Here is a 13,343-nt window from a genome sequence, read left to right as displayed (position 1 = left end):
AATTCCTGAAACGCCGCTTTCGCCGGTGGAGCCGGTCACGCTCCGCCGACGACAGCCAGAATGCCCGGCCGCGCCGACGGGTGACGGACGTTGTCCACAGGCTCGGGATGATCGTCGTACGAATCGGCCGTACCAGTCGGGCATATCGGTCGTACGAATCCAGCGCACGGTGGGGCACCGGCACGGAACCGTTCCCGAGCCGGGACTTCGGCGCGGCCCAGCGGGTAACGTCGGGGCGTGCCCGCCGACCCACTGCACCGCGCCGGAAAGCCACATCGCAGCACGACGAGCCTGCCGCCCAGCGGCTCGAAGGCGAGCGCGATCGAGGTCCGCAGGAGTACCCGGCGCCGTCGCACGGTGTCCGCGTACCGCGAGGGCGATCGCACCGTCGTGCTCATTCCCGCCCGCATGTCGGAGGCGGAGGAGCAGCGCTGGGTCACCGTCATGCTCGACAAGCTCGCCGCCCAGGAGAGCAGACGGGTGCTGGGCGACGCCGAGTTGACCGAACGTGCCGAGCGGCTGTCGGAGCAGTACTTCGGCGGCAGGGCCCGCCCCGCCTCGGTGCGCTGGGTCACCAACCAGAACACCCGCTGGGGCTCGTGCACCCCGGCCGAGGGCAGCATCCGCCTCTCGCACCGGTTGCAGGGGATGCCCGAGTACGTCGTCGACTACGTTCTCTGCCACGAGCTGGCGCATCTCCTGGTGCCCGGTCACGGCCCCGACTTCTGGCGGCTGCTGGAGTCCTATCCGCGTACCGAGCGGGCCCGCGGCTACCTCGAAGGTGTGGTCGCCGCCGAGCGGTTGCCGCATGTGCCCGGCGCGCGCGGTGAATGAGCGCCCTGTGTGAGCTGCCGGGCGCGGTTGTGTACCGGGTCTGTACCGGCTGCGTCCGGTGCCGGGGTTTGCCGTTAGCCTGGCGCGACGCACTCAAAATTCGGGATGGGGGACGGTCGTAACGCATGGCCAGGGAATTCCAACGCGGCCACAAGGCCAGGATCAGTGACCTCACGGCGGGCACGGATCTGTACGTAGGTGTGCAGATCTCCGGCCCCGGACTGACCTTCGACATCAGCTGCTTCGGTCTGGACGCCGACGAGCGTCTCTCGGACGACCGGTACTTCGTCTTCTTCAACCAGCCGAAGTCCCCGGAGGAGTCCATCCAGCTGCTGGGCGCCCAGGCGGGCGACACCGAGTCGTTCCGGATCACGCTGGACCGGATCCCCGCGAACATCCGGAAGCTGTCGTTCACCGCGACCGTCGACGGCGCCGGGCAGATGTCGCAGATCAGCCCCGGATATGTGCGCATCGTGGCCGGCGGCGAGGAAGTCGCTCGGTACTCCTTCAACGGCTCGGAGTTCTCCACCGAGCGCGCCGTGATGCTCGGCGACTTCTACTTCAAGGACGTGTGGCGGTTCGCCGCGGTCGGCCAGGGCTTCGACGGCGGACTGGACGCGCTGCTGAAGAACTTCGGCGGCGAGGTGCTGGAGGAGGAGGCGCCCGCCGCCCCGCAGCAGCCGCAGACCGGCGCCGCCCCCGGTTTCGCCCCGCCCGCACAGTCCTCCGCTCCGCCCGCGTTCGCCGCCCCGGCCGCACCCGCCCCGGCACCTTCCCCCGCGTCGGCCCCGGTCCCCGAGCCGCAGCCCGCGCAGGGCTTCACGCAGCCCCTGGGCAACACCCCGCCCCCGGCGCCGCCGGTCCCGGACGTGCACGGCGCGCCCACGGTCATCGCCCCGCTCACCGGGCCCGCCGCGGGCACGGTCCCGCCGCCGGCTCCGGCTCCGGCGCCCTACGGCCAGCCTCCGCAGCCGCAGCAGCCGTCGTACGGCGGCGGTCAGCCGAGCGCCCCGATGCCGCCGGGCTACGGCCAGCAGCCCTCCCCCGGCGGCCAGCCCGGCGCGCCCATGCCCCCCGGCTACGGCCAGCAGCCGTCCTACGGCCAGGTCCCCGGCCAGCAGACCACCCCCTACGGAGTGCCGCAGGGCGCCCCGCAGGGCGGTGCCGGTGTGACGGCCGCGCTCCAGGCCTTCAAGGAGACGCCCACCGGGCAGCGTTGGACGCAGCAGAACAAGAAACTCATCCGCGTCGACCTCGGCATCGGCGGGCAGTCCGTGCTGGCCCGGCAGGGCAGTATGGTGCTCTACCAGGGCAAGGTCGACTTCGGCTACAAGGGCGCCGGGTTCGCCGGGCGCATCGTCGGCAACGCCACCGGCCAGGAGATGCAGCTGATGCGCTGCACCGGCCAGGGCCAGGTGTTCCTCGCCGAGAGCTCCACCCACCTGCACTCCGTCGAACTGCAGGGCGACGCGATCTGCGTCTCCGCCGAGAACGTCCTCGCCTTCGACGAGAGCCTCCAGTACGAGGTCCGTCGCATCGAGGGCCACGGCATCCCCGGCGGCGCGCTGTTCACGATGCAGTTCCAGGGCACCGGCACCATCGTCGTCAAGACGCACGGCGCGCCCGTCGTCCTGCCGGTGACGCCCACGACCTTCGCCGACTGCAACGCGGTGGTGGCCTGGTCGGCGGCCTCCCAGGTGATCGTCTCCAGCCAGGTGCGGATGCGCCGCAACGCCTACCCGGGCGACACCGGAGAGAGCGTCAACCTCCAGTTCCGGGGCGCTCCCGGCAACTTCATCGTCGTCCAGCCGTACGAGGTCTGAGGGAGCCCGTCATGAACCAGCCGCTCGCGGGCTACGCCCCCGCACCCGTCACCGCCCGCATGGACAACCACGGCAACCACATGCTGAAGGTCGCCATGCAGACCGGGAACGACCTCCTCGCGCGCGTGGGCTCGATGGTCGCCTACGAAGGCTTCATCCAGTACGAGCCCAACCCGCCGGCCGTCCGTCAGATCGCCCGCGACTGGGTAACCGGCGAGGGCGCCCCGTTGATGAAGTGCTCGGGCGACGGCCTGCTCTACCTCGCCGACTACGGCGCCGACGTCGTCGTGATCAACCTCAACGGCGACGGCATCTCCGTCAACGCCACCAACCTGCTCGCCTTCGACGCACACCTGCAATGGGGCGTCGAGCGGGTCAAGGGGCTCGCCAAGTTCGCCGGGCAGGGCCTGTGGAACACGAAGATCTCCGGCCAGGGCTGGGTCGCGCTGACCTCCCGGGGCAAGCCGATCGTCGTCGACTGCGGAGGCGGCGAGGACGAGACGTACGTCGACCCCGACGCGCTCGTCGCCTGGTCCCCGAACCTGAAGGTGAAGGGCAAGCGCAGCTTCAAGGCGCAGTCACTGATCGGCCGGGGCAGCGGCGAGGCCTACCAGATGGCCTTCTCCGGCCAGGGCATCGTCGTCGTCCAGCCCAGCGAAGACAGCACCGACCGCCTCCGGGTCCGGGGCTGAGGGGGAGCAGAAACAGCATGCAGAGCCCGCTTTTCGCGTACAACGACCTCCAGACACAGGATCGTTGGAGCCTGCAGAACAAGCAGATGCTCCGCGTCACCCTGGAGGGCCACGACGACATCCTCGCCCGCAAGGGCACCATGGTCGCCTACCAGGGCCTCGTCGAGTTCGACGCGGAGTACCAGAACAACAGCCAGCGCCGCTCCCGCGCCTACACCGGCGAGGGTCTGGACCTGATGCGCTGCCACGGCCAGGGCACCGTCTACCTCGCCAACCTCGCCCAGTACGTGCACGTCATGGACGTGGAGCAGGACGGGCTGACGGTCGACAGCAGCTACGTCCTCGCCATGGACTCCTCGCTGCACCACGAGGTCATCGCCGTCGACAGCCTCTACGGCATCTCCGGCTCGGGGAAGTACCAGCTCAACATCACGGGGCGCGGCAAGGTCGCCCTGATGACCTCGGGCGCGCCGCTGCTCATGCAGGTCACGCCCGACAAGTACGTCAACTGCGACGCCGACGCGATCGTCGCCTGGTCCACCGGGCTGCGGGTGCAGATGCAGGCCCAGACGCACTCCTCCGGGGTGTGGCGGCGGCGCGGCAACACCGGTGAGGGCTGGGAGCTGAGCTTCATGGGCTCCGGGTTCGCGCTCGTGCAGCCCAGCGAGCTGCTCCCGCCGCAGAACGCGGCGATCGGCCAGGGGCTCGCCGCCCAGTACGGCATGGGCCAGCACGGTGCGCGCGGACAGAACCAGGGCAACGTCTGGAGCTGACCGCACGCCGACCGTAGGGAAAGCAAACGTAAGGGGCGGCCGCCGTAGCGGCCGCCCCTTACACGTTCAGCGCCTGGCTCGACACGTTCAGAGCCGGGCCCGGGTCGCCTCCAGCAGCCGTACGACCGAGTCGTCGGCCACGTCCGCCACCTCGTCGTAGGCGAACCAGCGCACGTCCAGCGACTCGTCGCTGATCGCGTGCTCGGCGTCGCGCGGGGCCAGGACCGCGTACTGGACGTCGTAATGCCAGTGGCACGGCGCCGGGATCGGATGCCGGTCCAGGCGCACCGGGCCGCCGGGCAGCAAGGTCAGAGCGCCGATCCCGGACTCCTCCGTCGCCTCGCGCAGGGCCGCCGCCTCCAGGGACGCGTCGCCCGGCTCGCAGTGGCCGCCCATCTGGAGCCACATCCGCAGCTTCCTGTGCAGCGTGAGCAGCACCCGGCCGTGCTCGGGGTCGATCACCAGGGCGCTCGCGGTGACATGCCCGGCGTGGCAGGCCTTCCACATGCCGTCCGGGTGGGCGGCCAGATGGTCCAGATAGGCCTGGCGCAGCTCACCCTGGTCCTCGTACCCCTTGAGCACCAGGACCGCGTCGTCGTACAGGCTCACTCGGCGTCGTCGCCCTTGCCCTCGTCGTCCTTCTTCAGGTCCGGCTTCTTCAGGTCCGGCTTCTCGCGGGAGCCGCCGGCCGCCTCGCCGAGCATCTTGTCGAGCTCGGAGAAGTCCAGCTGCTCGCGGTGGACGAAGCCGTCCGGGTCGTCCAGGTCGGAGGCCGTCGGCAGCATGTCCGGGTGGGCCCACAGGCCGTCCCGGCCGTCGACCCCGCGCGCGTCCGTGAGCGAGGCCCACAGACGGGAGGCGTCGCGCAGCCGGCGCGGGCGCAGCTCCAGGCCGATCAGGGTGGCGAAGGTCTGCTCCGCGGGGCCACCGGTGGCGCGGCGCCGGCGCAGGGTCTCGCGCAGCGCGTCGGCGGACGACAGACGCGGCTTCGCGGCCGCGTGGACCACCGCGTCCACCCAGCCCTCGACGAGCGCCAGAGCCGTCTCCAGACGGGCCAGGGCGGCCTTCTGCTCGGGCGTGTCCTCGGGCTGGAACATGCCCTGCTGGAGCGCGTCCTGCAGTTGCTCGGGGTTCTGCGGGTCGAACTGGCCGACCACGTCCTCCAGCTTCGCGGTGTCGACCTTGATGCCGCGCGCGTAGCCGTCGACGGCGCCGAACAGGTGCGAGCGCAGCCAGGGCACGTGCGCGAACAGGCGCTGGTGGGCCGCCTCGCGCAGCGCCAGGTAGAGCCGCACCTCCTCCTTGGGCACGCCGAGGTCCTTGCCGAAGGCCTCCACGTTGGCCGGCAGCAGCGCCGCCCGGCCGGCCGGACCCAGCGGGAGCCCGATGTCGGTCGAGCCGACGACCTCGCCCGCGAGCACGCCGACGGCCTGCCCGATCTGCGTGCCGAACATGGCGCCGCCCATCGAGCGCATCATGCCGATCAGCGGGCCCGCCATGGCCTGCATCTCCTCCGGCAGGACGTCGCCCATGGCCGCGCCGACCCGCTCGGCGACCGGGTCGACCAGCTCCTGCCAGGCGGGCAGGGTCGCCTCGACCCACTCCGCGCGGGACCACGCCACCGCCGAGCCGGAGCCCGACGGCAGGGACGTCGCGTCGTCCAGCCACAGGTCGGCCAGGCGGACGGCCTCCTCGACCGCGGAGCGCTCGGTGGGGCCCACGCTCGCGTCCTTGACGCCGTCCGGGGTGCCCTGGGCGACGGTCTGGCGGGCGATCTGCTTGGCCATGTCCCAGTTCACCGGGCCGCCCTCGTAGGAGAGCATCTGGCCGAGCTGCTGGAACGCGGCGCCCAGGTCGTTGGGGTTCAGGGAACCGAACATGGCTGCGAGCGGATTGTCGGCGCCCGGGGCGCCGAAGCCTCCGGCTCCGGGCAGGCCGCCAAAGCCGAACGGGTTGGCCGGTCCCTGCCCACCACCGCTCTGCTGGTCCTTCTTCTTGCCCTCGTCGCCGTCTTCCGGCTCCTCCGGCGGAAGGCCGAATCCGAATGGGGTGTCACTCACGGGGTTCCTCGGCTGGTAAGGCCACCGGATTCCTCCGGCGGCGCGGCTGCCCGACATTCACCACCCAGCGTAGACACCCCGACCGGATCGGGCCTCGGTGCTTCGCCCACGGAAGGGCTGCGGCAGGATGGATGTACCTGGTACGTACGCCTCACTCGCGCTCGTATTGAAGACAACCGCTGGAGACGCCCGGTGAGTTCCCCAGATCCACAGGTTCGCGCAGCGCGAAACCACTCAACCCCTCCCGCCGTGCGCGGTCCCGTCGTCGCGGTCACCGGCGCAGCCACCGGGGTCGGCGCCCTGCTCACCGAGCGGCTCGCCGCCTCGGACGAGATCAAGCAGGTCATCGCCATCGACGAGCGGCGCGGGGAGTGCGCGGACGCGCAGTGGCACATCCTGGACGTGCGCGATCCGGCGATCGCGGACAAGCTGCGGGGCGCGGACGCGGTGGTCCATCTGGCGCTCGACCTGGACCTCGGCAGCGACACGGCAGCGCGGACCGCGTACAACGTCCGGGGCACGCAGACCGTGCTGACCGCCGCCGCGGCGGCCGGGGTGCACCGGGTGGTGCTGTGCACGTCGGCGATGGTGTACGGGGCGCTGCCGGACAACGAGCTGCCGCTGTCGGAGGACGCCGAGCTGCGGGCCACCGCCGAGGCCACCGGCGTCGGGGACCTGCTGGAGATCGAGCGGCTGGCGCGGCGCGCTCCCCGGGCGCACCCGGGGCTGAACGTCACCGTGGTTCGGCCCGCCGTGCTGGTCGGCGGTACGGACACCGCGCTCACCCGGTACTTCGAGTCGCCCCGGCTGCTGGTCGTGGCCGGTTCCCGGCCGGCCTGGCAGTTCTGCCATGTCGAGGACCTGTGCGGGGCCCTGGAGTACGCCGTTCTCGAGAAGGTCGACGGCGAGCTGGCCGTCGGCTGCGACGGATGGCTGGAGCAGGAGGAGGTCGAGGAGCTGAGCGGGATCCGGCGGATGGAGCTGCCGTCGGCGGTCGCGCTCGGCGCGGCGGCCCGGCTGCACCGGATCGGGCTCACCCCCTCCCCGGCCGGGGACCTCGCGTACACGATGTACCCCTGGGTGGTCAGCGGGAGCCGCTTGCACGACGCCGGGTGGCGGCCGGCGTGGACCAACGAGGAGGTGCTGGCCGAGCTGCTGGAGGAGGCCTCCGGGCGGCACACCGTGGCCGGACGCCGGCTGGGGCGCAAGGACGCGACGGCGGCGGGAGCCGCGGGAGCGACGGTCGCCCTGCTGGGGGCCGCCGCTGTCGTACGGCGGGCCCGGAAGGCGCGCCGCCGGCTCTGACCGTCCGGACCGGCGGGCGAGTGACGACCGCGGGGGACGGCGACCGCTGGGGACGGCGACCGCTGGGGACGGCGACTGTAGAAGACTCCGAACGGCACCGCGCGCGTGCCTGGTGAACCTCGTATTCCTCGATGTCGGGAGCATGCGGCACGATGGAGGCATGGCAGCTACGAACGATCACCCCGGTGAGCAGGCGGCTCAGGATCCCATCAAGCTGATCGGCGTCCGGGAGACCGCGCTGTCCGTGGACGAGGTGTTCCAGGCGGTCGGGGACGACGCCGCCGGCGGGACGGCCCTGTTCGTGGGGACCGTGCGGAACCACGACGGGGGCGCCGACGTCGACGCCCTCGGATACTCCTGCCACCCCACCGCCGAGGTGGAGATGCGGCGCATCGCCGAGAAGGTCGTCGCCGATTATCCGGTGCGGGCGCTGGCGGCCGTGCACCGGGTGGGAGACCTCCGAGTGGGGGACATCGCCGTCGTCGTCGGCGTGTCGTGTCCGCACCGGGGCGAGGCGTTCGAGGCGTGCCGCAAGCTCATCGACGACCTCAAACACGAGGTACCCATCTGGAAGCACCAGAAGTTCTCGGACGGTACCGAGGAGTGGGTCGGCGCCTGCTGAGACCTGGGCCCTCGCGCCCGCCGGCGACCTCCACAGTTCCTCCCCGCACGGCCGTACATGTGTGCACGTTCGGCTCAGCACCGCTCCGGTTGCGTAACCGCCCCCCTGCCGTGAGCGTTGTCAGTGCGGATGGTTAATCTGCTGATCAGTCAGTTGCGGACGCTCGTCAGGTTGGGAGGTCGGCTTATGGCGGCTCTCGCCTGGTTGCTGATTCCGTTTATCGCCGCGATCGCGGCCGGACTGTGGGGAAGCTGGGCCAACCGCACCCGCAAGGTGCGCAGCGACGGTCCCGAGCTGGACGGATACGCCCGATTCTGCGAGGCCATGGAGAAGTCCCACCCGGGTGCGCGCGGCGCGTGACGGGGATGCCCTGACGGTGCGCTGACAGAACCGTCCCGTACTGTCGAGGCATGCCACGCCGCACCGCGACGATGCTCGCCTCCACCCTGATGCTGATCGCGCTCTTTTGCGCGGGAGTGCTCATCCCCGCGCCGTACGCGGAGATGTCTCCCGGGCCGACCGTGAACACGCTCGGGGACCACGGGGGCGAGCCGGTGCTGCAGATCTCGGGCCACCGGACCTACCCGACGGACGGGCATCTGAACATGACCACCGTCCGGGTCACCAGCGCCAACTTCCGGATGAACCTGGTCGAGGCCGTCTACGGCTGGCTGGCGCACGACAGCAAGATCGTGCCGCACGACACCCTCTACCCGGACGGCAAGACGGAGGAGCAGTCCACCCAGGAGAACGCCGAGGAGTTCAGCCAGTCCCAGGAGACCGCCAAGGTCGCCGCCCTGAAGGAACTGGGCGTCCCGGTGAAGTCCTGGGTGATCGTCTCCACGGTGATCAAGGGCTCCCCGGCCGAGGGCAGACTGCACGCCGGTGACGTGATCAAGGCCGTGGACGGCACGGCGGTCAAGCAGCCGTCCGACGTCGCCAAGCTGGTCACCAAGCACAAGTCCGGTCAGGACGTCGTCTTCACCCTCGTCCCGGTCAAGGAGCAGGCGGCCGCCGAGAAGGAGCACAAGACGGCGACCCGGACGCAGGACGTGACCATCAAGACCGCGGCCTCCCACGACAGCGGCGCCCCGCGGGCCATCGTCGGGATCTCCGCAGGGACCGACCACACCTTCCCGTTCAGCATCGACATCAAGCTCGCCGACGTCGGCGGCCCGAGCGCCGGCCTGATGTTCGCGCTCGGCATCTACGACAAGCTCACCCCCGGCAGCCTCACCGGCGGCAAGTTCGTCGCCGGCACCGGGACCATCGACGACAACGGCACGGTCGGACCGATCGGCGGCATCGAGTTGAAGACCATCGGCGCGCGCGACAAGGGCGCCCAGTACTTCCTGACGCCCGCCGACAACTGCGCCGCCGCCGCCAAGGACACGCCGAGCGGACTCACCCTGGTCAAGGTCAAGACCATCGGCGACGCCCTCGGCGCCCTCAAGGACATCCGCAGCGGCGACACCGCCGCCCTGCCGAAGTGCACGACCAAGGGCTGACCGGCGAGCGCTGACCGGCACGAGCCGGCGAGCGCGCAACGGCACACAAGGACGGCGGGGGCGCTCCCTGTGACCAGGGGCGCCCCCGCCGCCGTACCCGAGGACGTCAGTCCTCGAACGTCGCCGCCAGCGCCGCCACCAGGCCCGGCACCAGGTCAGGGCCCGTCAGGACCTCCGTCGCGGAGTCCTTCTCGCGCAGCCGCAGCGCCGACTCGCGGGTGCCGTCGCGCAGCACCGCGACCGTCATACGGACCTCCTGGCGCTCGGGGTGGCTCGCCACCCACTTCGCCAGCTTGGCCTCGCTCAGGTTCTGCGGGACCTGCGCCTCGGCGGCCGGGGGCAGCATCAGGCGCTCCACTGTGAGCGCGCACCCGACCACCGCGTCCGGCCAGGCGATGGTGCCGAGGAACTCGTCGAGGGCCTTGTCCGCGGGGATCTCGTCCTGCTCGATCGGGGTGAGACCGGTGGTCTCGGGCTCGTCCTGCAGGCCGAGCTGGGCGGCGAGCGAGGGTTCCTGAGCCCGCAGCCGTGCGGTGTCTACAAGGGCGAAGAGGCGAGCGGGCTGGTCCCAGCCGAGGCCGGAGGCGTACTCGTCGATCTCGAGTACGGCCCGGGTGAGCGGGTTCGCTGCCATGGGAGTGTTGGACATGGTCACAATCCTGCCTCGTTCCCGGCCGGAATCGGGAACCGAGCAAACCGTGAGTAAGTTGCATAGGTGTGGGCTCGCGATCACGGGGGGCCACGGAGGGCCCGCGAACACGAGGGCCTGACGGATCGACAGCGAACTTCGAGGTGCGCACCTTGGCTTTCCAGATGCCGGACCGCGGCGGAGGCCCGACGGGGCCGCGGATCAGAGCGGGCCGCCCGTCCCGGCGTGCCCGGACCCTGCTCTTGACCCTGGGCGTCCTCGCCGTCCTCGGCATGGCGTTCACCATGTTCGCGGGCTTCTGGACGGACTGGCTGTGGTACCGGTCGGTGCACTACTCGTCCGTGTTCACCACCACTCTGTGGACCAAGATCGGGCTGTTCTTCGTGTTCGGCCTGATCATGGCTCTCGCCGTGGGCGTCAACATCTGGCTCGCGCACCGGATGCGGCCCCCGCTGAGCGCCATGTCCATGGAGCAGCAGAGCCTGGACCGCTACCGGATGGGCATCGCGCCGTACAAGACGTGGCTGCTGCTCGCCGTCACCAGTCTCGTCGGTCTGATCGCCGGCGCCTCGGCGGCGAGCCAGTGGCGCACCTGGCTGTTGTGGGTCAACGGCGTGCCCTTCCACCAGAAGGACCCGCAGTTCCACCTCGACGTCTCCTTCTACGCCTTCGACCTGCCCTGGTACCGGTTCCTGCTCGGCTTCGGCTTCGCCACCGCGATCCTGAGCCTGATCGCCGCCGCGCTCACCCATTACCTGTACGGCGGGCTGCGCGTCACCAGCCCCGGCGCGCGCGCCACCGCCGCCGCGACCGGCCATCTTTCGGTGCTCCTCGGCATCTTCGTGGCCCTCAAGGCGGTCGCCTACTGGCTCGACCGGTACGGCCTGGCCGTCAAGTCCAGCGACTTCAAGGCGGCCGGCAACTGGACCGGCCTGCGCTATGTCGACGCCAACGCCTATCTGCCGGCCAAGACGATCCTGTTCTGCATCGCCGTCATCTGCGCGCTGCTGTTCTTCGCCACGCTGTGGCGCCGCACCTGGCAGCTGCCCGTCATCGGCTTCGGCCTGATGGTCCTCTCGGCGATCCTCATCGGCGGCCTGTACCCGGCCATCGTGCAGAAGTTCCAGGTCCAGCCCAACGAGCAGGCCAAGGAAGCCCCGTACGTCGAGAAGAACCTCAAGGCGACCCGCGAGGCGTACGGCATCGACGACACAGAGGTCAGCGAGTACGCGGGCACGTCCAGCACCAAGGACAAGACCAAGTTGCGCGACCAGGTCGGCGCCACGGTCAGCCTGCGCATCATGGACCCGAACGTGGTCTCGCCGACGTTCCGCCAGCTCCAGCAGATCAAGGCCTACTACGGCTTCCCGGACAACCTCGACGTCGACCGGTACACCACCAAGGACGGCAAGGACCAGGACACCGTCCTCGGCCTGCGCGAGCTGAACCTGGACGGCGTCCCGAAGAACAACTGGATCAACGACCACTTCCGCTACACGCACGGCTTCGGCGTGGTCGCGGCCAAGGGCACCGAGGCCGACCCCGAGGGCCGTCCGGTCTTCATCGAGAAGAACCTGCCCGCCAAGGGCGACCTCGGCTCGTTCCAGCAGCGGATCTACTACGGCGAGAAGACCAACACGTACTCGATCGTCGGCGGCCCCCAGAAGGAGGTCGACTACCCCGACAACGAGCACGAGAAGACGACCAGCTACCGGGGCAAGAGCGGGGTCAACCTCGACAACCCGGTCAACAGGGCCGCGTACGCGGTGGCGTTCAACGAGCCGCAGATCCTCTACTCGGGAGCGATCGGCAAGGGCTCGCGGATCCTGTACAACCGCACGCCCAAGGACCGCGTCGAGGCGGTCGCCCCCTGGCTGACCATCGACGGCGACGCCTACCCGGCGGTGGTCGGGAACCGCATCCAGTGGATCGTCGACGCGTACACGACGACGAACGGATACCCCTACGCCTCGCGTACGACCCTCGGTGATACGACGGCCGACTCGCTGACCGCCACCAACACCTCGCGCGCGGTGGTGGCCCAGCAGAACCAGGTCAACTACATCCGCAACTCGGTGAAGGCGACCGTCGACGCGTACACCGGCGAGGTCAAGCTGTACCAGTGGGACACCCAGGACCCGGTGCTGAAGACCTGGATGAAGGCCTTCCCCGGCACGGTGGAGTCCCGCGCGGACATCTCCCCGGACCTGATGGCCCATCTGCGTTACCCGCAGGACCTGTTCAAGGTCCAGCGCGAGTTGCTCGCCCGGTACCACGTGCCGGACGCGCAGACCTTCCTCAGCGGCAGCGAGGTGTGGGCGGTCCCGGACGACCCGACCAACGACTCGGGCAGCGCGGTGCCGCCGTACTACCTGAGCATGAAGATGCCGGACCAGAGCGCCCAGAAGTTCTCGCTGACGACGACGTTCACGCCCAACGGCAAGGACAACCTCAGCGCGTTCATGGCCGTCGACTCCGACCCGCGAACGACCGACTACGGCAAGATCAGAATCCTGAAACTGCCGACGAACACCAACTTCGACGGTCCGAAGCAGGTGCAGAGCCAGTTCAACTCCGAGTCGGACATCGCCGAGACGATCAGTCTGCTCAGCAGAGGCCACTCCAAGGTCGAGTACGGCAACCTGCTGACCGTGCCACTGGACGGAGGACTGCTGTACGCGGAGCCCGTCTACGTCCGGGGCGGTTCCCTGAAGTACCCCCTGCTGCGCAAGGTGTTGGTCACCTACGAGGGCAAGACCGCCTTCAAGGACACGCTGGACGAGGCGCTCGACGAGGTGTTCGGGGTCAAGGCGACCACACCGCCGGACACGGGCACCGCCAATCCGCCCGGCTCGGCCAACCCGCCCGGCTCCGCCAACCCGACGGTCAGACAGGCACTGGAGGACGCCCAGAAGGCCTTCGACGCCGGGCAGGCGGCGCTGCAGAAGCCCAAGCCGGACTGGAACGCCTACGCCAAGGCGCAGGACGACCTGGAGGCCGCGCTCAAGAAGGCCGAGAAGGCGCAGGCCCAGGCCGACAAGGACGGCGGCAAGAAGGGTTGATCAAGGCCACCCCGC

Annotated in this window: 12 protein-coding genes; 9 read left to right on the top strand and 3 right to left on the bottom strand. The window is 70.2% G+C overall.

Annotated features, from left to right (window positions below; genetic code table 11):
* The first annotated feature begins 237 nt into the window (after positions 1–237).
* The 4 genes from ACWD5D_RS33515 (at position 238) to ACWD5D_RS33500 (ending at position 4,122) form a co-directional block, all read left to right on the top strand.
* A complete protein-coding gene (locus ACWD5D_RS33515; RefSeq protein WP_451376555.1) occupies positions 238–834 on the top strand; it encodes a M48 metallopeptidase family protein in 597 nt (198 codons plus the stop codon).
* A 125-nt stretch (positions 835–959) separates the two neighbouring features.
* A complete protein-coding gene (locus tag ACWD5D_RS33510; RefSeq protein ID WP_451376554.1) occupies positions 960–2,657 on the top strand; it encodes a TerD family protein in 1,698 nt (565 codons plus the stop codon).
* An 11-nt stretch (positions 2,658–2,668) separates the two neighbouring features.
* Positions 2,669–3,349 (top strand): AIM24 family protein, encoded by a 681-nt coding sequence (locus ACWD5D_RS33505; protein ID WP_451376553.1) that lies wholly within the window; start codon positions 2,669–2,671, stop codon positions 3,347–3,349.
* Positions 3,350–3,366: 17 nt separating this feature from the next.
* Positions 3,367–4,122, top strand: coding sequence for an AIM24 family protein (locus ACWD5D_RS33500; protein WP_451376552.1), 756 nt, complete (start codon positions 3,367–3,369; stop codon positions 4,120–4,122).
* 87 nt (positions 4,123–4,209) lie between these two features.
* On the opposite strand, the gene ACWD5D_RS33495 is transcribed toward ACWD5D_RS33500, so the two are convergent.
* Entirely contained in the window at positions 4,210–4,731 is a 522-nt protein-coding gene (locus ACWD5D_RS33495) for an NUDIX hydrolase (protein WP_451376551.1), read from the bottom strand.
* A complete protein-coding gene (locus tag ACWD5D_RS33490; RefSeq protein WP_451376550.1) occupies positions 4,728–6,182 on the bottom strand; it encodes a zinc-dependent metalloprotease in 1,455 nt (484 codons plus the stop codon). Before ACWD5D_RS33490 ends, ACWD5D_RS33495 begins: the two co-directional genes overlap by 4 nt.
* A gap of 192 nt (positions 6,183–6,374) precedes the next feature.
* On the opposite strand from ACWD5D_RS33490, the gene ACWD5D_RS33485 reads away from it, so the two are divergent.
* From ACWD5D_RS33485 to ACWD5D_RS33470, 4 genes are all read left to right on the top strand, one after another.
* A complete protein-coding gene (locus ACWD5D_RS33485) occupies positions 6,375–7,487 on the top strand; it encodes an SDR family oxidoreductase (protein WP_451376549.1) in 1,113 nt (370 codons plus the stop codon).
* 160 nt (positions 7,488–7,647) lie between these two features.
* The gene (locus tag ACWD5D_RS33480) at positions 7,648–8,109 is read left to right on the top strand and encodes a molybdenum cofactor biosynthesis protein MoaE (protein WP_451376548.1); all 462 of its coding nucleotides are present in this window, start codon (positions 7,648–7,650) and stop codon (positions 8,107–8,109) included.
* Between the two features lie 204 nt (positions 8,110–8,313).
* Entirely contained in the window at positions 8,314–8,469 is a 156-nt protein-coding gene (locus tag ACWD5D_RS33475; protein ID WP_451376581.1) for a hypothetical protein, read from the top strand.
* A 50-nt stretch (positions 8,470–8,519) separates the two neighbouring features.
* Entirely contained in the window at positions 8,520–9,617 is a 1,098-nt protein-coding gene (locus ACWD5D_RS33470; RefSeq protein WP_451376547.1) for a YlbL family protein, read from the top strand.
* A gap of 106 nt (positions 9,618–9,723) precedes the next feature.
* Here the strand turns inward: ACWD5D_RS33470 and ACWD5D_RS33465 are convergent, their stop codons facing one another.
* A complete protein-coding gene (locus ACWD5D_RS33465; protein ID WP_451376546.1) occupies positions 9,724–10,266 on the bottom strand; it encodes a PPA1309 family protein in 543 nt (180 codons plus the stop codon).
* Positions 10,267–10,430: 164 nt separating this feature from the next.
* On the opposite strand from ACWD5D_RS33465, the gene ACWD5D_RS33460 reads away from it, so the two are divergent.
* Positions 10,431–13,328 carry a UPF0182 family membrane protein gene (locus tag ACWD5D_RS33460; RefSeq protein ID WP_451376579.1) on the top strand — a complete coding sequence of 966 codons (2,898 nt, stop codon included), beginning with the start codon at positions 10,431–10,433 and terminating at the stop codon, positions 13,326–13,328.
* Positions 13,329–13,343: the final 15 nt, after the last annotated feature.

It is taken from the genome of Streptomyces sp. NPDC002520, assembly GCF_053595235.1.
The sequence above is the reverse complement of the archived record's forward strand: the minus strand, read 5'-3'. Positions and strand labels throughout refer to the sequence as shown.